The sequence below is a fragment of the Paenibacillus eucommiae genome (assembly GCF_017874215.1).
GTDB lineage: Bacteria > Bacillota > Bacilli > Paenibacillales > NBRC-103111 > Paenibacillus_AI > Paenibacillus_AI eucommiae.
On record NZ_JAGGLB010000004.1, the window covers coordinates 120,162 to 144,957 of the forward strand.

At 44.3% G+C, this 24,796-nt stretch carries 12 protein-coding genes; 4 read left to right on the forward strand and 8 right to left on the reverse strand.

Features of this window, described 5'->3' with window-relative positions; all coding sequences use genetic code 11:
- Nucleotides 1–111 precede the first annotated feature (111 nt).
- Both J2Z66_RS08450 and J2Z66_RS08455 read left to right on the forward strand, forming a co-directional pair.
- On the forward strand, nt 112–1,944 hold the full coding sequence (locus J2Z66_RS08450; RefSeq protein WP_209970954.1) for a sensor histidine kinase: 1,833 nt from the start codon (nt 112–114) through the stop codon (nt 1,942–1,944).
- On the forward strand, nt 1,941–3,530 hold the full coding sequence (locus tag J2Z66_RS08455; protein ID WP_209970955.1) for a response regulator: 1,590 nt from the start codon (nt 1,941–1,943) through the stop codon (nt 3,528–3,530). Before J2Z66_RS08450 ends, J2Z66_RS08455 begins: the two co-directional genes overlap by 4 nt.
- A gap of 78 nt (nt 3,531–3,608) precedes the next feature.
- Here J2Z66_RS08455 and J2Z66_RS08460 read toward each other — a convergent pair whose 3' ends face one another.
- From J2Z66_RS08460 to J2Z66_RS08495, 8 genes are all read right to left on the reverse strand, one after another.
- A complete protein-coding gene (locus tag J2Z66_RS08460; protein WP_209970956.1) occupies nt 3,609–6,602 on the reverse strand; it encodes a TIM barrel protein in 2,994 nt (997 codons plus the stop codon).
- Nucleotides 6,603–6,921: 319 nt separating this feature from the next.
- Nucleotides 6,922–12,072: an S-layer homology domain-containing protein gene (locus J2Z66_RS08465; protein WP_209970957.1), complete on the reverse strand. Its 5,151-nt coding sequence runs from the start codon at nt 12,070–12,072 to the stop codon at nt 6,922–6,924.
- Between the two features lie 182 nt (nt 12,073–12,254).
- Nucleotides 12,255–13,970, reverse strand: a complete 1,716-nt coding sequence (locus tag J2Z66_RS08470) for an extracellular solute-binding protein (protein WP_209970958.1) — start codon at nt 13,968–13,970, stop codon at nt 12,255–12,257.
- A gap of 141 nt (nt 13,971–14,111) precedes the next feature.
- Nucleotides 14,112–15,275, reverse strand: a complete 1,164-nt coding sequence (locus J2Z66_RS08475) for a Gfo/Idh/MocA family protein (protein WP_209970959.1) — start codon at nt 15,273–15,275, stop codon at nt 14,112–14,114.
- 60 nt (nt 15,276–15,335) lie between these two features.
- Complete coding sequence (locus tag J2Z66_RS08480) at nt 15,336–16,208, reverse strand: carbohydrate ABC transporter permease (protein ID WP_209970960.1); 873 nt, start codon at nt 16,206–16,208, stop codon at nt 15,336–15,338.
- 27 nt (nt 16,209–16,235) lie between these two features.
- Nucleotides 16,236–17,201, reverse strand: coding sequence for an ABC transporter permease (locus J2Z66_RS08485; protein ID WP_209970961.1), 966 nt, complete (start codon nt 17,199–17,201; stop codon nt 16,236–16,238).
- A gap of 1,093 nt (nt 17,202–18,294) precedes the next feature.
- Nucleotides 18,295–18,537: a hypothetical protein gene (locus tag J2Z66_RS08490; protein WP_209970962.1), complete on the reverse strand. Its 243-nt coding sequence runs from the start codon at nt 18,535–18,537 to the stop codon at nt 18,295–18,297.
- Nucleotides 18,538–18,595: 58 nt separating this feature from the next.
- Nucleotides 18,596–21,232, reverse strand: a complete 2,637-nt coding sequence (locus J2Z66_RS08495; protein ID WP_209970963.1) for a hypothetical protein — start codon at nt 21,230–21,232, stop codon at nt 18,596–18,598.
- A gap of 276 nt (nt 21,233–21,508) precedes the next feature.
- Between J2Z66_RS08495 and J2Z66_RS08500 the strand changes: the two genes are divergently transcribed.
- Together J2Z66_RS08500 and J2Z66_RS08505 are read left to right on the forward strand one after the other, a co-directional pair.
- Nucleotides 21,509–23,818 (forward strand): helix-turn-helix transcriptional regulator, encoded by a 2,310-nt coding sequence (locus J2Z66_RS08500; protein WP_209970964.1) that lies wholly within the window; start codon nt 21,509–21,511, stop codon nt 23,816–23,818.
- A gap of 116 nt (nt 23,819–23,934) precedes the next feature.
- Nucleotides 23,935–24,795: an amidohydrolase family protein gene (locus tag J2Z66_RS08505; protein ID WP_209970965.1), complete on the forward strand. Its 861-nt coding sequence runs from the start codon at nt 23,935–23,937 to the stop codon at nt 24,793–24,795.
- Nucleotide 24,796 lies beyond the last annotated feature (1 nt).

Below are 24,796 nucleotides of genomic sequence, written 5' to 3' on the forward strand. Positions count from 1 at the left end.
CTTCGTTTATACTTTTTTATTTGAAATGATACTATTATTATAATAAATACCTATGCTATACTGATTTGCATATTCGACTTTCGAAGATCAAAATGGAGAGCAGGGATATAAATGAGACGGGGAATGAGTTTCTCCAAGAAGATGTTCGTCAGCTTTGCTGTCATTTTGCTTGTTCTAATCACTACCTCTTCTATTTATTTGTATATGTATATGTCTAAAGTATTGATCGATACTGAAACTCATAATCTTCGTCCTGTCGCCCAAAAAATATCCGATCAAGTCGATATGTTATATAAACGTATGGATTTCGCCTCACTCAGTTATACGGGAAATAAGGAAGCGTTTGATGTTATAGCAGATCTGAACTACTCTTTAGAGAAGAACAAAGACGAAGTATTGCCCCGACTCTATGAGAATAAGCTTGGTACTTATTTAAACTCCATCTACAGCAGTTTTCCAGAAATATATAAAATAGCTATTTTCTCACCTGATAAAGGCTTCTTCTTCACCTTTGTCAGCACCAGCGATAATATTCCAGGCATACCAGCTAAATATACGAATAAAAGTCAATTTTTAAGTATGTTTGAACCAAACGAATTGTCAAGTTTTGCTCCACCCCATCTGGATGATTGGTCAACAGCTCCCAAAGAGGTCCTTTCCTTTTATCGAAAATTTAGCAATTCCTACTTTGACGACTATGGCATTCTTGAAATCCAAGCACCAGTACAATTCTTCAATGCCATTGTCTCCATCGATGCGCCCAGGACCGGGAAAGCAGTCTGGATCTATGATCGTAAAGGAACGCTGATTTATCCTGTACTTGCCAACAAAGATTTATCAGAACAAAAGAACAAGCTTACTCAAGCTGGTCATACCCTTCTGAAAAGTAAGAGGGACTCAGGCAAAATCGACCTGGGCGATAAAGCTTTTTACTATGCTTCCTCTATTTCTGACTATACGGGCTGGACCACTGTCATCACGGACGACCAAAAGTTCCTCCAATCCAAGCTCCATATTTATCGGTCTGTCATAACCGCTGTAAGCATTCAACTTCTATCCCTTGTACTGATCGTTGAATATATGCTCATTCAGAGACTGACCAAACCATTAAATCAATTAATAGCCAGGGTAAAGACCATTAACCTTAAAAACTTGGAATTAAAGCTGCCGCACAACGGGAACAATGAACTCAAGCTGCTTAACCACTCATTCGAGCATATGTTTCGCAGACTAAGAGATGCGCTTAACAAAGAATACACATCAAAAATTAGAGAAATGGAATCTCACTACTCAGCTCTGCAAGCGCAAATCAATCCCCACTTTATGTATAATACACTTCATGTGATCGCTGCCCGCTGCCAAGAAAATGACGCGGACACAGCAGCTGAGATGTGTTGGCGCCTTTCGGAATTAATGAGATATTCAGTTGCCAATGCTACACAGCCTACATCGCTGAGCGATGAGATGAAACACACCGAACACTATCTAGAGCTAATGAAACTGCATTATGATCATGATACATTAGGCTACACGATTCATATAGACGATCGTCTCAATAACATCACTCTGCCCAAGCTTACCATCCAGCCACTTGTAGAGAACTGCATTAAACATGGCTTCCACAAAGCACTTCCACCCTGGCGTATTATAATAACAGGAACCTTAAAGCTGAATGGAGACTGGGAACTGACTATCGAAGATAACGGGGCTGGCTTTGACCCTCTCATGCTGGCGAAAGTAAACCATGAAATCCAGGAATACAATCATGAAGGCGCTCTCGAGAGAAACTTCCAAATAGGAGGAATGGGTATTCTGAATACATTTGCAAGACTTTCTATACATTCGGGTCAGCACATTTATCTTGCTATTGAAAATATGGAACCCAGAGGTTCTTTAGTGAGAATAGGCCAGCATAGTTGGCAAAAGGAGGAGAGGCAAGAATGATAAAAGTGGTTGTGGTAGAAGACCAACATCCCATTCTGAGAAGCATCATTAAGCAAATTGCAAATTTTAGTTCTGAAGTGTCCGTTATAGGAGAAGCCACAGATGGACTTTCCGCTCTTGAGAGGATTCAAAAATTAAGACCAGATATTGTTTTTACAGATATAAGAATGCCTGGGATAGATGGGCTTGAGCTGATAGAAAACATCAAAAAAACCTTACCCGGCACTATCTTCGTAATTATAAGCGGACATGATGAATTCCAGTATGCCCGTCAGGCGATGAAGCTTGGAGTCACAGAATTTATGCTGAAGCCGATTCACCAAAAAACTATAAATGAAGTTTTGTCTAAGCTGGCGGAGACGATTCATTATGATAGACATGAGAGAAAAAAGCGGATTTTATATGATACTTTGCACGTAAAAACGATCTCTGAGTCATTAACACAAACCACCTTAGATTATGATGATGATTCAAATGCTTACTCTTATGTAGTCATGCTTATTTGCGCTGGATCCTATTCTAATTTCCCCGTTGATGTCTCGCATCCTTTATGTGATTTTTGGTCCCATATAGATTTGCCTGCTATGATCTCAACCCATTGGTCCGGCTATCAAGACATATGGATTCTGGACGGGCAAGCCATAAATGAACAGATTCTGATTTGGGGTTTTAAAGAAAAGAAGCAGGATAACGTAGACCCCAAGAGCTTGGCCGAGTCCGTCATGTGTATACTTTCATCTTTTCTTGTTCCGATTACGATTTCTGTAAGCACCAAAACCGGGTCGCGTCTTGCCGACTTAAAGATCGAATACCAATTCTCAAGAGCAATGCTGCGTAAAAACCTTATTTTTGGAGCATCCAGTATTATTCTCAGCGATAAGTCCAAGCTTGCTTTTTCAAGAGAAAATTTTACAATCGAATCGATAATTGAACCAAAGAAACTTTCCATTCTTCTGAGCAAAAAAAATAAAGCGTTGTTTCTGAAAGAAATTGAGCATATGCTTGAGCACATGCACAAGGAAGCATATAAGCAAAGTGCAATTGAAAAATGTTTAAAAGTAGTTGCAGCTCTTTGCGAAAATATGGAGATCAACCAGCACGATCGGGAGAGTGATATTGAGCTTGAGATTGAAGAATTATTATCATTTTCCCTGAATTACAAAGCCCTATTTCTTGCTTTGTCCTTTACTTTTAGTCGATTTTTTAGCAACAAGAGCAAGAAGGATGTTCCCGGATCTATTGAGATTATCTTAGACAGAGTAGATAAGTACTTGCTGGACCATTACTCCGAGAATATCTCTATTCATGATATTGCGGAGATGGTCAATCTCAATAGTTCCCACCTGAGCAGAGAGTTTAAGAAATACAAGGGCATGTCTCCTATGGATTTCTTGACTCACACAAGAATTCAAAAAGCCAAAGAACTCATTTTAACAAAATCGGACTTTAAGCTCATGGAAATCGCTGGAATGGTGGGCTACAGCAATCAATTTTATTTCAGCAAGATATTTAAAATTGTGACTGGACTCTCACCATCCGAATATAGGGTAACTTTCACTCCTTCCAACTCTTTACCAAGAGATTAAACTTGCAGTGAGGCGTATGACAAAAACTCCGCGGTATGCCGCGGAGTTTTTGTCGTTCATTTCCTCGCCTCTTCATCCTTATACTTCAACAGCGGCTCTCAAGCTCATGCTATCCACATAAACATCATTCCAGTTTTCATACAAGGCATCCAGACAGGCGAAATCGAATTTATGTTCAGACGCCTTCGCTATAAAAGATTGCACGGAATCAGCAAATTGAGAATTTACAATCGGATTATGCTGGTCATAAAATTGTCCATAGTGATCACACCCTGGTGCGCTAAGCAGCAGTCCCTTCATGCTTGCATAATGCTTCTCCCAAATCTCCTCAGGCTTCTCGCCCAAAGCGATACTATGAGCAATGTTATAGACAAATTTGAGATTAGGAATCTGTAGGCTGACCACAAAAGCAACCGTTTCATCCGTCGACTTCAGCAATCTGCCCTTCGTACCATTTTGCAAATAAATCGTAATACCGTGTTGTTCAGCATACGCACAAATCTTTCCAAGGGACCTGCCCATTATGGCCTCTGCCTCATCTGCAGTGATATGATTCTCAGCATTCCGATGCAAAATAAAGACAGCCTGCTTACATCCAAATAGAGCTGCTTTTTCAAAAACCTTGGCTATGCCTTTCATATTTTCCTCATACCTATCCTTAATATTGTCCAAAAGCGACAACTGGGGATAATGATTAAGCAAACTTGAGAAATCAACAATGACATCCACTTTACGCCGTTTCACGAATTCAGCTTCTTTACGCAGCCATTCCATATCCTTCTCCAAGAAATAGGAAGCATCCAGCTTCACACCTTGAAAATGATGCTTAAATGTCGGCGCCGTCAGTAACTCCGTTTTTAATGAAGCAACGTTTCTTAAAGCCAGGAACTTACAGGCCATCGCTTGTGCTTGGCTAGAGAATACAACTTCTTTCACATTAAATGTCCACGCCGCCGTTTTCAACCGGAATATCCGAATATCCGCAGGCTTAACCGACAAGCTGCCTGATCCTTCCTCGGCTTTCCCTTCATGCTGAAACTCCTTCGCATAATAACCCGCTAAATCCTCCGGTAAAGCTGGAATCTCCAATTCAGCATCCACAATAAACCCATACTGATTTTCAGCAAAATCAAACCTCTGGACGGAGGCACCATGGTTAACAACGGCGGCCAGAAAAGAACCATCCTCGCAGCGATTCACAATGCATTGAAGATTAGCGTTCGTAAGCTCAATTACTTTTTCTTCGTTCAGGCAATCCCCTATATACTGCTTAACTGCAGACAAATAATCATAAAACATAGGAATGTCTTTGCCATCCACATTATCTACGGCAGTTACCAGCTTTTCAGTCACGATATCCGGGCCTACAAGGTATTTGGTCTCTCTCTCCTCCAGCTCGCACGCAGCCAATTTGTCAGCGTTCAGCCCATAAGGTGATGTTATGAAGCTCACTTTTCCCATCCCCTGTGATTGATGCAGGATTAATGGCAGCCCGCTCTCTGTAGCTTGTGCGATAACCTCTACTCCCTCATCAACCTTAACGTGATAGATCTCAAAAGCCTGCTCTGTCACCCTGGTACCATGAAAAAGAACCTGTTCCCCGGCCTCATACCTCTTCAACTCACCGAGCTGAGATATTCCAAAAAGCTTCATAGCCTCCTCCCTATACACGCCTGAAAGCTTAGCAGAAACTAAAATATCTGCAGAGGTTATCAAATGTCCTCCCCCTTCTACAAAGGCTCGCAGCTTATCATAAAGCTCGACATCGAGAATCACCCGACCGGCCAGGATAACCGTGCTATAGTTATTTAATATGGCGTCGTCTACATCCGAGAAAATCACATCCGTCATATCTCCGTATGGGGTGGAAGTCAGGAAGCCTCTCTCATCCCGATAAAACCCTGAATTCTCATAACCCGGGAACAGCATACTGAACAAGGCATGTGTCTGGTAATCGCCATCTTCATAGGGAAGGCTGCCCCACACCTTATAATATTCATGCGTATACAGGTGTCTGGAAGGCGTCCATCCGTTGAAGAAATCCATCAGAATGGCTACCGGTGTATACATGACTCCTGGATATCCGTTGTTCTCTACGAATTCAACCGCCTTCGTCTGAATTTCTCCCAAAGGCGTGAGCTTCGTGCCCGTCACATCTTCTTGATCCGGCATGGTGAAGCCCCATTCCAAGCCCAAAATATCGCAATTGTACATATACTCCACATAAATCAGTCTACGAAGCAGGCTTAAGCTTGTTCCGCCATCCGGACCAAATTCATAGCCGTTTTCCACGCCTTCGCGTTCATAATCTTTATACCCGAAGCGGTTCCAAATGGAAGCATTTCCGAACCACAACAGCCCGTACTGCTTCCCCGCCCCCCTCAGATAAGAGTACCAGATGTTCGCATTTATGAGCGCCTGAGCGGTTTCAGCACCAATCATCATCACATTGCCTTCTTTGGCAAAATAATGACAAAAGTTCAGCGAGCAAACAGCAACCGTCTGGTTATCAAAATGGTCCCCAAGCTGCTCGAAATGTCTCTGAAATTGCAAATACTGGCTCTTTCTATCACTGTCGACCGGACAAATCATCGGCGTATAAGCGCCTATATACCGCCCATCCTGCTCACCATTATCGAAACCTAGGAAATGGTTCCCCAGTATTTCTCTTAGGTATTTGGCCGCTTCCGCCGGAACTTCATATTCCCCCCAGGACGACCGGTCAAGAAATGACCCCGGCACATATCCCCAAATATCAAAAATATATAAGCCCCTTGCTTTCACTTCATCCACAAATTCCTTGAGGTTGGGTGCATAAATGCACTTGTAGAACAGCCACAGGATTTCACCTAGCTTGTAATGCTTTGTATACAGATCAAGCTGCTTGTTGAAATCTTTGATGGCTCCATCGTCATCCAGCTCCATGGCCCGCATCGCAGAAAAATGTATTTTATTTCCCAGATCATTTCGTGTAATCGCTTTGGTGAACCTTCTATGAAACTCCACATGATTTTCCGGCTCAACCTTGTAAACATGTATGGTTGATTGCAAACTACCCTTCAGCTCTTTCATGGTGATCCCCCTCGTAAATTATGTTGATTATGTTTATTGATTATGTTAATCATCAGGTATATCAAAGATAGCTGCACAGCTAACATTGACCTCTTCTACAACACTAATCGATGCTCAGTATCCAAGTAAATGCACCTTTTCTCACTTTCTTTGCTTTATCGGAGAAAAATCAATTGCGGTGAAACAGTCAGCCGACAAATTGCTGCAATAGTGCAGGTTCTTTCCGAAAAAGTATGCGATTAAACATGGCCTCTCAATTACCTGTTAATAAGCACCCTGAATGAGATTTCCATCCAAGGTGCCCATTAATGCCGATTGATTATTCTTTCGAATCCAACAATCTGAGAATTACAGTTAAAGCCTCTGCACGCGTTGCCTGTCCGTTAGGGTTAAATTTATGATTTACCTGTCCTTGCACAATACCTTTTTGCTGGACTGCGGCCACTGCACCTTTTCCCCAGGTTGGGATCTCCTGATCATCTGCAAATTCAGTTACTGCTGCTGCATCAAGCGTAAGATTTAATGCCCTGGCCGCCATAGCTGCCATCTCCACGCGCGTAATTGCACCATTCGGACGGAAGGTATTATCCTCATAGCCTGAGATAATGCCCGCTTGAACCGCCTGCGCTACCGCTTGCTCAGCCCACTTGCCTATCTTCGCTGCATCAGTGAATGAAGTGAATGGTAACGTCGTTGTTTCCGTGTCCAGCTTCAAGCCCTTCATCAGCATAACTATAAATTCTGCCCGAGTTACCTGCTGGTTCGGCTTAAACGTGGCATCCGGGTACCCGCTAACCATCCCTTGGCTTACCGCTTGCTTGATGCTAGCTTCCGCCCAGTGTCCGGAAATATCTGTAAAAGCAGCTTCTTCTGTTTCCTTCGCTTCCTCAATGAATACTGCGAATTTCGTAAAATGATCCACCTCTACAGATATGTGATCCCCCGTCACCTTACCGCCGATCTTCACCCATACCTTCTGCAGCTCGTCATAGTAGAACACCGCCACAGTCTGGTTCTCTAATACGCTAGTCTTGTCGAACTTCAAGGTTAAGGTTACTGGCTTCTTAAAGCTGCCCGAAAAGTTTTTCAAAACCTCAAACACGGGACTAACCAGCATCGCTTGATTCTGAATGAGATGATCCGTATTCAACAAACGTTCTACCGTCAACTTTAACATTTCTTGCGTCGAACCTGCCGGAATGGTGATCGTGATCAAATCTTCCAAGCTTACTTTACCTTGGCCACCCGCCGGAACCTGCAGCTTGCCGCCCGTAGATATAACGGGTTCATTGGCCCCTGTTCCCGGTGAAGCTGTTGGGGATGATGGCCCCGGCTGTCCCGGATTTGGATTTGGATTTGTACTTGGATCAGGATCCGTGCCTGGGCCTGGATTTTGTGCCTGCTTGATATTATTAACGGTCAAATTTACGAGCTTAAAGCTCACGACTTCATTGCTTTCATTGACTTCATAGACACCCAGATACATGCCTGCACTGACTTCACTTATATCTGAACCAGATACATAGGGGTTCGTTATCCCTGTTTCTGCTTCTGCCCCTGTGGGAGCAAGATCCCCCACTAACGGTACTGCTATCGCGCTGGAAGACAGCTTGATCGCAAGGTGGTTGCCGCTTCCTGCGGCTGCCGTCACCTTACTCGTCCCCACTGCCCCTCCGGCTGATACCGATACCGCCAACTCTGACACAGGCTGTGGATCAGGATCCGGATCAAGTCCAGACGCTGGCTTAATGTCACTATCCGCCAAGTTGAACAGCTTAAAGCTTACAACTTTATTGTTGGCGTCTACTTCATGGACACCTACATACATACCCGCACTCACTCCACTGATATCCGCTCCAGATGTATAAGACATCGTCACGCCAGCTCCTGTTGGAGCCTCATCACCTATGTTAGGGACTTTCAGGCTTCGCGAGGACAGCTTAATGGCTAACTGATTCCCAGGTGTATAGTAGGTGGCATTCACTACAGTGGTTCCCGCTTCAGTCCCCATTAAAGTTGCAGCACTAAGCTCTGGCACTGGATGATGCTCAGGGTTGGGCAAGGAGATGGCAATTTCATCAAAAGCGGCATGTGCTGCTCCCCAGACCAAGAAACCAGATTTCCCGGCTACAATCGGCTGTTCACTACCTGGAGCTGTCAGCGGTCCATAATAAATATCCATTCCATTTACAATGACATACAGGTTCTCCCCTTTAAATTCAAGATCGACTGAATACCATTCATCGGAATTAAAAGCCTGCATCATAAAAGACCGCTCTACCCATGCCTCCAGGTCAGGATTGAAAACTCTCATTCTTACGACGCCATCTTTTTGGAATCCGATCCAGCTGTACGTATCTGTGGAAGCATACCGGATTATGACTCCTACGCCCCCGTCCCCTGCTCCTTCAAATTTCATCTTGAATGAATAATGTCCATCTTGCAGTACCGGTGCGTTGTTATCCACGACCAGGAACTCTCCGCCTGTCATTTTCACGGCCCCATCTGCTGCTGATAGCGATGCCAATTCACTGCCATTCACGATCTCAAGATGATCCACGTTATTGTCGTTATAATTTTGCGAATACTTATCGGCCGCATAAATCTCGAACTCGCTAATCTTAGGCGAATCCGACTCAGCACCTGTAAGTACCAATCTAATCTTATTTGTAATCACAGTATCCGTAAGGATCATATGAAGTGGAATCTCCGTCCCGCTGTATAATGGAAGAAACTTACCCCAAGGCGCCGAAAAGTATTCTATTTTAAAAGAAGTAACTTTATTGCCTGCCAAGCCTGCTTCCTTAATAACAAACTTGTTGACCACCTCGTTATGTCCCAAATCGTACTCCACCCATGCCTCGCCATCCGCCATATCAATCGCCCCTCTAAGAGGCTCCGAATTTGGCGTCCAGTAACTACTCTGTACACCATCGGCCGTAAAGGCCCCTAGTACTAGAGCTTCATATCTCAGTGTCCCTTGCCCATCTATCATGCTGGAAGTCATATCCTTGAGAACCGTAGTCCAATCCCCATTCGGAGCGTTGTCCTTTGGAATATATCGGAACTCCATTCCCGTATAGGTTTTGTTCGTATTATCGTAACCATCTTCTGTATGCGAGGAGGAAGTCACTTTTGCACGCAAGCTTAGATTCAGATCCTTCACAACCGTATGGTCCCCATTACTCCCACTTGGTGGCGTTAATACGTATCCTTCTAAGGCTTTCGTTGCAAGCGTAACACTATCGTTAACCACGTTAATCGTCTCTACGAAGCTTCTACCTTCGGAAGTAAGTTCATACAGATCGAGTGTGCTGTAAGCTCTCCAGCTTTCAGGAAGCTTCCATGTTTTTGCAGCGCTAGCATGAACCCCATATACGAAAATCCGCTCTGTGCCATCGATCGCAGGAATAAATCTGTCTTCTCCCTTGGCTATCGTGACATCCCCTTTGGTTACCTGAATCTCCTTGGTAGTTTTGTTAATCTCATAAATAACATCTTCTCCCCAACGTGTGTAAGACCTGTTCGTCTCATCCACATATTCCTGTAACCCGTATTGCGCTAAATAACCATTTAGCAGGCTGTGCAGGAAGGTCATTTTTGTCAGGGAAACAGCCCCTTGATTTTGTTCAAAGCCCAGATTCAAATTCCCTGATCTCTCATTATTGCTGTATATCGTCCCCCATAAATAATCCTGCGGCTGAGTTTGATACGTTCTTGTAGCATGAAACACCGTCACTCCAGCATTAATAAAGCTGTCAATGACTGCCGGTTTCGTATCCACCTTGAAAATATAACCGCCGTTCAGCCTTTTTTCAGCATCATAATATTCGGTAGCAGCATAAGTCCCAAGTGCAGCCCAGTGGTCGATCTCCCTTTTCTTCGCATACCGCTCCTCGGTTTTTCCATAGGGACCTTTTGGATAATCAATCATCACATCCTGATACAAAACAAGCGGTGCCCAGAAACGCTCTACAAAATCATTTTGCCGGTTAAAAGGATACCCGTTCTTCACATCTGTATAGTGACTGATTTGATAAGCATCCCAGCCAAATATAGTCGGGCCATACTGCAGGCCATCTGTACGAATATCCTCATTTCCGTAGGGGCTTGCTGTACTCCCTCTCAAATAGGCATTACTATTTGAAGTCATATCCGTCATATTGACATGAAAGGACAGGTCACCGCCGTATGGCTCCATGCCTGACTTTACAGCAGCAACCTTGTCATCCGTGCCTAATGCAGGATTGTAATAGATTTCATTAATGCTCGGCCAGCCATAATCATGTCCCCGGCCATTCCATCCCACATATTCGTAGGATTGCTTGCCTACACCATCGGTCATGTGAAAAATCTGTCTTTGCATCTCTGCCAATTGGTCCAGGGACGAATTCACCACTGTAAAACCTTTAAAGGTACTCGCCTGTCCTGCAGGACCAGGAAAAGCCCCATGAGTTTGATGCCAGTTGCCTCCGTTGAAAAACTCCCGCAGCTCAGCCGGCATTTGAGGAATTTGGCCTTTGATCCACAAGGCCCCGTCCTGCCAATCCACTTTATTGTTATTATTGCTGTCCTGGCTAATATGTACCCGGCTTTCATACCAGATCTCGCTTAATATATTTAGTGCCGTTTCGTCCTGCGGCCGGTTGCCGTCAGCAAGCCTGTGATGGTACACGCCATCGTAGATTTCGGCTATTTTGACAGCACCATCCTTGCTCAGCCTCATGGTATAAGGTCGATCAAACGAACTCGGTGTATAAACCGCACCCACAGCCTGCTTATTCCAGACAAATGCATAGCCAACCTGCTCCAAAAAATGCTTCCACAGAAATATATCGGAATTATAAACCATATAAGCATCATAAAGCTCCTGAAGGCTCCCATAAAAATCACTGGCTTGAGCATAGCTATAGCCTAAGGTTGGAGATTGAATTCCGCCTATATTGGATGCCGCAACGCCAGGCTCCTCCATATTCCCTTCATTTACGCTCAGAATCGGATATTTTAATTGCACTCGGAACGGTGCACTCGCATCATCTCCAGTAATTTCAGTTATTTTCTTGGTCAGCGTTGACCCTGCAATCGAGAATGAATATTTTAATGTAATCGCTCTCATTTGCAGCGGGCCTTCACCATCCAGATCGACACCACTTACCGTTACCACATATTCTGCCGTATTTCCTGATGTCTTCGTTAAAACAACTGAAGGGACATACTCTACGTCATTAATTACAATATAATAAGGTTCACTGTTTAATGGTTTGCTGCCTTCTATGAAGCTGTTATCGGCTTTTAAGGTGTACGTGATGGCCTGGGGATAATTAGGGTCCAACGCGACTGCCAGATCTCCGCTTTCAATACTTGTTGTACTGGGATCCGCAAAGGTAATCTTGGGGCTTATACCCAGGATCACCAACCATACAAAAGCGAATGCTAGCCAGCTTGCTGTACATTTTCCTAATCTCTTCAATTAGAATACCTCCTTATAATTTATAATTCGTGTTATCTTGAGAAAGATACCTGGCAGAATCCTTTGAGGAGCGCGTTCGTGACTTGGGTGCATGAACACCAAAGCTCAAACGGATAGCCGCTAGGCATTTTCCACTAAGGCAAGGATTTGTGATCCTTGCCGTACAAATGACGTTCTATACCTTATTCAGCGCCATACACTTCATCCGGCTTGGTAATAATCCGCTCACCCAGATCGTAGTTTTTACCGTTATTAATGATTTCCAGCGCTTCGTCGATATTTCCGAACTTCTTCATTTCTTCCAAATACTTATCCCAATCAGCGATCTTGGTTTTGCCTGTCAGGAACTTCAATTCGCTTTCCTTCACATACGTGCGGATTGGCGTCATAATCTTTGCGAATTGATCCGTTTGCTCGGTAGTTAATGAAGGAAGCGGATAGGCAAAGGTTGGCTGCATCTTGCCCTCATCCAGTGCCTTCAGGAAAAAGGAAGCTATCTTCTTCGTAATCGGCAATTGGGCCAGGCTCCAGTCGTTGCTGTACAACGGTGGACTAATGCCCACATAACGCGAAAGCATAAATCTTTGCGTGTTGAAATCGAATTTACCGCTGATTACATCGTCAGCAAACTTTTTCTTTCCATTTTCATTCGTATAGGTAACGCCTTCAATTCCCCAGTTGTAAAGATCCATCGTTTCGGGCTCATAAGCTTTGTCTAATATAGAAGCTAACACTTCAGGATTCTTCACCTTGGCACTTGCAAAATAACCCCAGTAAGGTGCACCATCGTGAATAACTGTAAGGAAATAGTTGGATTTCCCCTTGTAAGCCGGCGCAAGCATCGGTTCTACTTCAATAGGTACCTCTTTACCTTGTGTTACTGGCCAATAGGCTCCATCAATGACACTCACGTAGTTGTAAGTAAACGCCCAGTTCGCTTGCTGCAGCTTGGCTTTGGCCGCATCACTGCTCAGTGACACGATAGCCGGATCAAGCAGCTTGTCGTTATACATATTGCTTACAAACTCCAGGAAATCCTTGTAGCTGGGATCGGATACAGCGTCGAAAGTCCACTTGCCACTCGCTTTGTCAAACTTGAAATCTCCACCTGATGGAGTAAATCCGTTGTTGCTGCCCGTACCGAACATATTGGCAATAGCATACAGCGTATAATCCGCTCCTGGCGTCCCTCCTCCATCCGTAAGGAACGGAATTACGCTTGGATCCTTTTCCTTAATGGTTAACATCGCAGCATAAAATTCTTCCACCGTTGTTGGCACACTTACGCCCAGCTTGTCGAGCAAGGTTTTGTTATACATAAACCCTTCTCCGGCATAATCGGTTCCCATTACGTTAGGAAGCGCAAACCGTTGCCCCTTATCATTAAGCAAATAATTAATCGCGGGATACTTCGCAATAGCTGCTTGCAGATTTGGCATGTATGCCTTGTACTTTTCGAAATCCAGGAACATCCCGCTGTCGCCATAAGTTTGGCTGTTCTTGAGTGAATCCCTCATCCACATCAGATCTGGAACATCACCCGAGCTAAGAAATAGCTTTACTTTGTTGTCGTATTCACTAAATGGCAGCATATCCCACTGGATCTTGACGTTCCCGAGCATTTTCTGATATTCCTGAAAAATCGGCGATGCCGGGTCCTCCTTCATATTTAAGTCAGCACCAAAAGCTTTATACACAATCTCTTCCCCTGCATGCGGAAGCAATGCCGTCTTACCCGGAGTTTCTGAAGCCTGCTCGCTTGCCGGGCTTGTCGAAGATGGAGTCTCGCTGTTACTTGCGTTATCCTTCTCATTCCCGTTTTTGCTGCACGCTGCCAAAATGGCGGTCAACATGATTGCGCATACAATTAACACTAATGACTTTTTTACCTTTACCATAAATACAAACCCTCCCCATAATCGTGTATCTATACATAACCGTTAAACGGTATATGCCGGTTTTGATTAATTCGAATGTACTTGATATGCGTCTATAAAGTAAATACACACTTTCTCACTATGTTTGCAATGACTCACCTTTTAGCAAGTTGGCATTAAGCACCAAGCAATTTCCTTAAAAGTATGCGTTTCAGCCGACTCCTTAGCCTTCAAGCACATCAATGCGCTTAAAAGACCCGCATCCAGAGATGTCCCAGATTTCTCTTTGCCTTGCATAACCTTCAGAAAGTTACTAGCAAGTGCGGCATCTCCGCCACCATGCGACATTTGTGAGGAGTCCACCTGGTAGGTTTCAATTCTGGACGTATGATGCATATATACTTTGGCAATGTCGGTATTCCAATCAAACTCTACCGTGCCCTTGTAGCCCAGAAGCCTGGAACCCCGAACAGCTGCGGCTTTTCTCGCAAAGAAATTATGAGAGTAGCTTACATGCATGCCTGATTCATATTGAATCAAAGCGCTGCCTGAGTCCTCATTGCCCGTATCTTTGGCGAAGGAACACATATCTCCGTGGGATAGCTCAGCTTGAAAGAACTTTTGGACAAATGGGCTTTCCGGGCAGCTTTTAAATTCATCGCAATCTTTGCAGTACAGCCCTTCAGGTTTGTCGCCTTTGAATATCTGCTTCGATTTCATCGCGCATATCGTTACAGGCTTTAATCCTAAAAGGTAATTGATATAATCAAAATCATGTGTAGCCTTTTGGAGAAATAGCCCTCCGGTTTCCCTTTCGTCCCTGTACCAGTTGTGGAAATACACGCCGCCATACGGCACATTATTGATCGCTTGCACATGTTCTACCGTTCCTAATTTCCCCGAATCTACAATTCCCTTAACAAGCTTAAGTAAAGGTGTATTTCGGAGCGGAAAAGATACAACAACCTCACTCTCCGAGGCGGCAGCAGCTTCCTTAAGGGACAGCAAATCCTCCATCGTTGTAGCTACAGGCTTTTCCAGAAAAAGAGGCAGATTTCTCTTCAATACTTTCTTAGCCATCCTCGTATGCAAGGAGCATCTGGTACCAATCAGCACCCCATCCAGCTGCTCTTTGTCTAACATTTCATCGGCATCCGAATACATAGTTATCGCTGCTGTGTTTCTCCCTTTTTCTGCGAGCTGCTCGCTTACTTTATGGATGTTGATATCCGTAATGGCTGCAAGCTCTACGCCCAAATCAAATTGCAGCAGTTGATCGACAATCATTTCTATTCTAAGGCCAAAGCCGATTACACCTATTCTCATCGTGTTTCTCCTTCAATATTTCTTCAATATAAATCGTACAGCTTTGCGCATGCATAATTTCTATGATTTAACAGCTCCCAGTGTCATCCCTTTAGTAAAGTATTTCTGCAGGAACGGATACACACAAAGAATGGGCACCATCACAATAATAATAACAGCCGATTGTATCGTCCTTGTTGTAATGCTCTGAAAATCCTTGAGATAAATTAAGCTTTGCGCATCTTGAATCGTTGCATTCTGAATCAGTCTGGTCAGCTGCAAATTAATAGGCCATAAATTCTTGTTATCCAGAAATACATAGGGGATAAAATAATTATTCCATGACGCTATAGCTGAGAACAACACGAAAGTGGCGATAAGCGGCTTAGAGATCGGCATAATAATCTGGAAGAGCAGCGTCATATGACTCGCACCGTCTATATAGGCTGCCTCTCTAATCGCTGACGGTATTTGTTCAAAAAACGATTTAAAAATAATAACCGTAAAGAAACTCATCGTTCCAATAAGGATAATCGGAAAGATCGTATCATACATATGCAGCACTTTCCTCGTGATGAAATACAGGGGCACAATCCCACCGCTGAAATAGCCGGTAATCAGCATATAGATCGTCAGGATTTTCTTCCCTTTAAATTCACTAACGGTTAGCGGATAAGCCAGCATCGGCGTGAACACGATTACAACCAGTGTATAAGCAATTGCATAACCGATGGAGTTCAAATACATTCTTATAATGCTCGGATCCTTAAGCAAATACTGATAAGATTCCAGCGTAAAGCCATACGATTTAAACCATACAGCCCGCCCTCCCAATTCTGCAGCATCGCTGACGGAGAGTAAAAGCACCCTGAACAGCGGATATACGAATGTGAACGATAAAACAAAAAGCAGAATATACAAGAAAACATCGAAGCTGGTCAACTTCCTTTTCATTTTCAACCTTCCCCCTTTCCTGGAGCTTTAGAACAGTGATGCTTTGCCTAACCTTTTGGACACTTGATTTGCGAATAAGACTAGTAACGTTGAGACGACCGAGAAAACGAAATTTACAGCTGTTGAATAACTGGCGCTTACCCCTTCTATGCCTGCACGATATACATAAGTACCTACCGTGTCTGCGGTTTCATAGGTTAACGGGTTATACATCAAGAGATTTCGCTGAAAATCTGACCCTGTTGAATTAGCCGATGAGAGAAAAGCGCCAATCTGCATAATGAATAACAAGGTAACCGTGGGCATAATGGAGGGAACAGTAATGTACCACATTTGCTTAAAGCGTCCCGCACCGTCCATAACAGCCGACTCATACATCTCCTGATTGATCCCCGCTATGGCCGCCAAATACAGAATAGAAGAAAAACCAATCGTATTCCACAAACCGGATATGCCGAAAATGGATCTGTAAGCGCTGGGGTCCGCCAGCAAATCTGTCATTTCACTTCCTGTAAAATATGAAAGCAGCGTAACAACGCCTGTCGTCGGGTCCAGCAGATCACGGATCAGCCCTACAAGAATAACCATGGAAATAAAGAAGGGAAATACCGAAATGGACTGCACGATTTTCTTGTATCTGGTATTCTTAACCTCGTTTAATAGCAACGCGAATATCACCGGAAAAGGAAACAGAGCCAACCCCCAGACTCCGAAGGCAATGGTGTTTTTGGTTATACGTCCCAGATAGGGATCCTTGAAGAAATCAATAAAATGCTTAAGCCCCACCCACTCACTTCCAAAAAAGCCCCTCACCGGCGAATAGTTCTCAAATGCCATCAACAAACCAAAAATAGGCAAGTAACTGAACAGGAAAAAAATCAAAACACCTGGCAGTATCATCAGATATAAACTGTAATTTTTTTTCAAAAAATGCACAAAGCGATTACTTCGAATAGCTGTTTGATTCGTTTGACTAACAGTATGACTTTGCATCTGCATCCCCTTTTCCTTATGCGCTGAAAATATCTCCGTCTCGAGTTCTAATTTACCCGCCTTTCGGGCATGAAGTAAATGCACACTTTCTCACTTTGTTTGCAAAGACACACATTTGATTGAAAAACCGCCTTTGTGGCTTCCTTTGAGGTGCCTGTTCGAGACTTGGGAGCGTTACGGGAGGGAATGGCTGTGGGCTCCAGCCGCTGTTAAAGATTTGTTCCCTGAATGGAATCGATGAGGAGGTAGGAACAAATCTTTAAAGGCGGACGCTATCGCTCTTCCACCCACAGCCATTCCCTCTCTCAGTTACAATCGCACGAATCGCATGAACACCCAGCTCAAACGGACAGCCAGCAAGTGTTTTTCTCTTGGCTGGAGGGGATTTCCTAGCGGGTGAGGCGCTGGGGATGAAGACCTGCTACTTTAACGATGTTTTTGAGGCTGTCGATTAACTGTGGATTAAAAATACGAACCTCTAAAAATCAATTTTTTGTGAGAAAAACGTCGCTTTTCACCCCGAAAAATCGATTTAAACAGGTTTAAGTGGCAAGTTTTGATCGATTTCAGTAAACGTTTTGAGTTGCACACAGTTAATCGACAGCCTCTTTTTCATCGTTAAAAACATCAGGTTGGGCCAAAAAGTTATTTTAACAATGAAAAACATCGTTAAAATCCCTTTTTATCCTCCAGACGGGCCATCCGTCCTCTTTTAGCGATGATAATCATCGTTAAAGTGCTGGTTGCCCTGCAAACAATTACTTTAACGATGAAAAACATCGTTAAGTGAAGCTCGGGCCCAATCGATGCGGCAGAATCTGAAAAACCGCACACAATTTGCTTGCGCTGGGCCCCAGCAGCGGAATGTATGAAAAAAACTGCACATAGTGGTTGGCTTAACCTTGCAACATTAGGCTGCTACGTGGCTTAAGCTTTCTTATCTTCTCAAAAAGACGCCTTTCGGCGTCTCTTGATGTCTGTTTATGAGGTGTATAGATAAGGGACAAACTTTTAACCCGTTTGCTAGATCTTCTCTTCTCTTTCTTTCCCCACTATTGTCAGGTTAAGCCGGCCAAAGTGTGCGGTCTTCCGTCTACATTCGGCCACTTCGGCCCCCGCGTAAGTACATTGGGGTCGATTTTCCGCCTACATTGGCCGCTTCGACCCTGCGTAACCACATTGGGGTCGGTTTTTCGCCTACATTGGCCGCTTCAGCCGCGCGTAACCACATTGGGGTCGGTTTTTCACCTACATTTGCCGCTTCGAGCCTGCGTAACCACATTAGGGTCGGTTTTTCACCTACATTCGGCCGTTTCAGATTTGGGCATGCCTGCATGCCTTCCTTCCTTCACTCCCGTCCTTCCTTTCCGTCCATTCCCCGGACAGAGTCCCTTTCATGCAAATTCCAAGATGACTTGGACTTGCATGATGGAACCCGTTGTTTGGATATGAACGGTTTCTTTATCAGCATCATACCGTCCACCACTTACACTACGTGCACGTTTGCTGTGCGGATGAGGCAGCCGGATTTCAATCGTCTCCGGGATTCGATCGGAATGGAATTCGATATGGGCCGTAATTCGGCCATGGCCATGATTCACATCCGATTCGATCTCCATCGAGAAAGGGCCGAAGTAGCTGGCTGCACGGCGCAGTGAGATGCGCTTGCCTTGCTCCAGCCATGCTCTCGGGATACCAGGCAGCAGCCTCAAGGTCAGCTGCTCCTCCATATAGAGCATCCAGCGGCACTGCATGAGAAACCAGCCTTCCTCATGTGTCTTGTGCGGACTGGCATGCCAGTAGTGCTCCCAGAAGGAGTAGGTTTCCCGGTCTGCCAAGCCGGCAAGTCCGTTATAGAATGCTTTAAGGAATGCCTTCGTCTCTCCCCGCTTCAGATGAATCCAAGGATGAATGCTGTAATAAGGCTGGCTTAAGGCCACGTTATGCAGACACATCAGCTCGTTGTGATACTGAAGCAGGAAGGTCGTTTCTTCTTCATTCGGCTGCAGCACTTCTTGAATGACCAGATACAAGGGACCCAGCATCGAATCGCGGGCTACCATAGAGCCATGCGTGCCCCATTTGCCACCATCCGCGTACAAGGAAACTGGTCCCCGATAATCTGCCCACGGAGCACTGGTTGGCACCCAGCTTCCATCGCCAAGGGGTACAACCGGAGACTGCGACATTGTTTCTCTGAGCGAGTGAACGATATCTTGTTTAAGCCCGTTTGCTTCCATGTCTATTTTTTCGGATAACGATTTATCGCTAAGCAGCAGCATCTCTGCCAATCGCTTTAAACCCACATAAGCAAAGCCATTGAGCATATAGGAGCGGAATGGATCTTCGGGATCTGCCGTCTTCCCCTCCAGCATCCCATATCCTTTGCCTCTAAGCTCATCAAGCAAATTGCGATTGCGCCAAGCTGATAAATACTCATAAGCCTTGATTAACTGAGGCTTGATGCGGCTAATCCAGGCTTCGTCATGTACATAACGATAATGTTCGCCCATACTCCACAGCGCAGCACCCGTCTCCAGCATATAGCCGCCAAAATTCTGGATAAACCCGCTTTCATGCTGCTTATCAAGGAAAAATTGCAGAGAGCGCTCAGCCAGTTGATGCGCCCCAACAGAGTCGAGATATTGAATGATCGGAGAGCTTTCGGAACCAATCGCGGTATAGACACCTATCGTTGGCACCAACGTTGGATCAGACTCAAGTCCGTAGCTGATTAGATCCAAATGCATAAAGCCTGCCTGCATCATCTCAGCGATTCTTGGCTCCGGCAGCTCGACAGATGTTGTCTGCTGCAGCTTCGACTTCCAGAAATTCAAGCATTCTTGATGCCTGATATCAAAGTTTTGTTGGCGGAGCTGCTCAGCTCTAAGCCGGCTTATCGGACGATGCGGAATATAAAATTCGAAAGTAACACTTTCACCCGGCTTCAGCAGTACGGCCACTTCCTCCTGCGGCAGCGGCTCTCCGTTGAGCTTGGAAACTGCGAATACGCTGTCTGACGGGTACATTGCAAATCCGCTTAGTCCATCAAATTTACAAGGTAGCTTTCCTGGGAACGGGTTTTTGAACCAGGCATACCTTGGTACACGAGCATCGTTCGTGGCGACCGTTTTCGAATAGTAAACCGTCTCTTCTTGTGGATTCAGCTCCTGCTCGGCAATTTGCTCATATTCCGCTTGCTGCTGTGCAGTAAACATGAAACCAATCCCATATTGATCTGCAGCGAGGTAGTGGGTTCCCCGTATCGTTTGTGCATGCAATGGAGAAGCCTCGTAGGATGCAAAAGCCACATTGTCATACCGAATATCATCGTCCTGAATCGTGCAATGGGCAATGGGATAGATACGTTCCTCCAAGCTTCGGGAAACCTGATAGTCACATCCTAATCCTCTGCCTAACAAATAATAATACTGAACGGGAGATTCATTCGTTTCTGGAATGTGCACCCTCTGCCCGTGGAATCTTGGACGTATGCAGTCCCAAGGACGGTCATCATCACTATCGCCCACGCCACGGAAGTCAGCTTCAAATATCCGCACATCTCTCGATAAGCCGAGCCAGATTGGACACGTTAAAGCTCTCGTAGTCACGGCTGCCGCTTCGTAGGACTCCTCCGGCTCCGCTTCAATTTGCTGGAGCTTCGTGAGTATTCCCTTTTTAACAATTTCCGCAACCAGCTGTTCATAATCATGAGAATTTCCAGCATCGGTAACTATAACCCCGTATTCACGAATATAGATAGGGTAGTCCGAGGATACATCACGCAGAAAAAAACTAAAAGAATGCTGCTCCGTTTGAACCGCAATAATCGTGGAAAAGGCACCAAGTTTCGTATTTTCTTTGCTAATCGTCAAGATCAATTCCCCAGGTTTATTCACATAAAATTTTTGATTCGTAGGCTCGTAGCCCCCATGACCGCACAAAACTTCGCCATGCTCGATTTCAGCATGTTGAATGGCAATGGATCCGTCTTTTACGCCATCTTTCCAAACAATTGCTATTTTTTTCATACCAGCACCTCCAAAGGTTTCGTATTGCAGTTTCTACGACTTCAAGTTAAGATAGGAAAAAAGGACAAAACAATCATACTCACTCGCCTTCAACCTCCCGCATAAATCCTATTTTTCAATCGAATCATACATTCAGAGCCAACTCTTGTCAACAATCGACCGTTGATTTTACCTGGATTTTATTTTATACTACTCTATAAATTTACATAATTTATCCATCACAGCAGGTCTGCAAGCGTTCTCATATCAATCTATACATGGAATGGAGTGTACACGATGCTTTCTTACCTAAAAGACAGTACCCTCATCCTCAAGCTATTAAAGAAGTTCAGAACAAACAGCCTTTTTTACAAAATGATTGCCGTCACCACGACTACAGTCATCGTTCTGAGTATGATATGCTTTGCTGGCATTTATCTGATCAAGTCCAGTATGACCAAAAATGAAATGAACAACAATCAGGTGTATCTGGATTATTCGTATTCATATTTGGAGAATTTGATGAAAAATTTGAAGGATGTCTTTTATTCCATTGAGAATGATGTTGATCTGAATACCCTTCTGCGCGTCAGTCACAGCGATATCAATCAAGAGTATATCGAGACCAACAATGTGTACAAGAAGCTCGCGATTATTAAACCTACCATCGATGAAATCTCTACCATTTATGTGTATTTGAATAAGCAGAAGGTACTTTTAATGCCTAATGGAACCTATGATTCTCAAACTTTTTATAACCGCTTCTATGAAGGTGACGTGGATCAGTGGGAGGGCATGATCGCTAATGGCAAGCATCAAAACAATATTGAAATATGGGATTCTCCGCTAAATCGGGGCAATATGAATGAACCTGCAGATTTATCCAGACTAAATGTTGTTAAATCGATTTATGCCGACGGTGAACAGAAGGGCGCTATCGTCGCGAATCTGCGTAAGGACTTAATTAACAAGCTTTACGCAGGCAAAGAATTCGCTTCCAAGCGGAAAATATATATAACAGACCTGAATCTCAATGTGATCTTAAGCAATGATGCTTCAAGTGACGTTCAGCTTGCTCTGCACGATCCATCCACACAAAGGGGCAGCTATGAGGATCAGAGCGGGCATGTGGTTACCTATCAAAAGTCCGCGCAAAACAACATAATTTTCTTCGTTTCCGTTCCCAAGGCAGTGATTTTTGAAAATATCAAGAGTATGGAAATCATCTCAATTTCCCTGATCGTCTTCATCCTGCTCGTTGGTCTAACAGTGTCTGTATACTTGTCCCAAAGATTTTATTATCCAATCAGCCAGGTGCTCAACGATATCGAGAAGATCTCGCTCTATTCAAGGGACCATATGTCCAAACAGAATGAAATGAGCTATATCAAAAATAACTTCATGCGAATATACAATAGCAACAACGAGCTGGAGCAGACGGTTAAAGAAGGCGTACCTGTTCTCGTCGATATCATTTTCCTCAAGGTATTGCTCGGTGATCGCGAAGTCGATCATGCCATGGCCTTATGCGAGAAATTCAATATCGAATTTGCTCATGGATTTTATACGGTTACCGTCATTAAGCTCACCCGGACATACAGGGACCAGATTCTGGTCGAGCCCGCAGCCGTTACGGACATCATTAATCAAACGATCTCCCAATTTCCAATAAAAACATTCAGGCTGGCTGAGAATGAATACTCTTTAGTCACTTACTGCGAGGATGAGGGGCAAAACCGGGAACTTTTACTCAGGATGCAGGAGCTTGGGGACAGGCTTGATGAGTTATGTGCATATAATTCCACAGTTATCGGGTTGGGAAAAACCGTGCACAGCTTATTTGAGATCGAGCAATCACGCGAAACCGCCTTACTGGCTATACAACAGAGGAAAGTCATGGATGAGCGCAGTGTCGTGGATTTCTTTAACGCAGATCACCCGGAGAATGACAAGGCCGTTCTTCCCATAGATATGGAGCAAAGATTGACCAGCTATATCATGCAAGGCAGCATCGATGCCTCCGGGCAGTATACGCGCGAAATTCTGGACAGCAATTACAAAAGGAACATAACGTACGGCTCCTACTTCCATACTTGCAGCAGCATCCAGGATATCCTAATTCGGATCATGAATCAGCATTCCCGGGGAAATGCTCAAGACGCTGAACTGGATATTATGGACAGGATCGAGAAAATCGACTCCATCTACGATGTTACCCTGCTGTCTGAGCAGGTCATGTCCAATATCAAAACCGTCAGCAGCTATTTCTTTAATAAGAAAAAAGCCACCTCCACCTTCGATAAAATAATCGAATACGTCGATAGCAGCTATATGCTCGATATTAATCTGAATACAGTGGCTGACAAATTCGGGTACAACGCCAACTATTTATCCAAAATCCTGAGACAGCACAAAGGGATGAGCTTCTCCGAATACATCATCAAGAAGAGAATCGACCATTCCAAGGTACTGCTGGCCGAATCAACCCTGCCCATCAAGGATGTCGCGGAAAAATCAGGCTATAATAGCTCCAGTGTATTTATAAGAGCGTTCTCGAAAATCGTCGGAATGCCTCCCGGAGAATATCGCAGAGATTTTACGGCTTGAGGCTTCTTATGTGTTTATGTAGTAAACGTTAAAAACGTATTGCTAATTCCCCTACATGCTGATATATTACTAAGTATATTTTAAAATATTTGGTGAATATGCAAGGGGGACCATCGATGCGAATTGATGCTCATCAGCACTATTGGAAGCTGGACCGGGGCGACTACGGCTGGTTGACTTCTGAAAAGACTACACTATACAGGGATTTTCTTCCTGAACATCTGCAGCCTCATCTTGCTTCCCAATCCATTGATCGAACTGTGCTTGTACAAGCCGCCTCTACTGTCGCTGAAACAGAGTTTATGCTCTCTTTGTGCGAAAAAGAACCCTCCATTGCAGGCGTAGTCGGCTGGTTAGATATGGAATCGGATAATTTCAAAACTGATTTTCTCCGTTTAAGAGCTAATAAATACTTTGTAGGACTTCGTCCTATGCTGCATGACCTGGAGGATGACCACTGGATTCTGAAACCCAAAGTGATCGAATCGCTTCAATTATTAATGGAACACGACTTCCCTGTTGATTATCTCGTATATCCCAGACACCTGCCGGCGCTGATCCAACTGATGGATATATTGCCAAACTTAAAAGGAACCATTGACCATATCGGAAAACCCCAAATCAAACAAGGAATTATAGAGCCATGGAAGCAGCAAATCGCTAAGCTCGCTCACCATAAGAATATCTACTGCAAGCTTTCCGGAATGGTAACAGAGGCTGACTTGGAGCATTGGAATGTGCAGGATTTCAAGCCCTATATCGATCATATTGTTGCCATATTTGGAGCGGATAGGGTCATGTTTGGCAGTGATTGGCCAGTATGCTTATTAGCCGCTACCTATGAACAGGTGTATGAGATTTTGAATTCTTGTCTGCCTAATGATTTGAGTAAGGATAAAAGAGACGCTATATTTGGCGGGAACGCTATTGAATTTTATAATTTGCCTGATTTAAATACTTTTCATGGGAGGCTTTGAG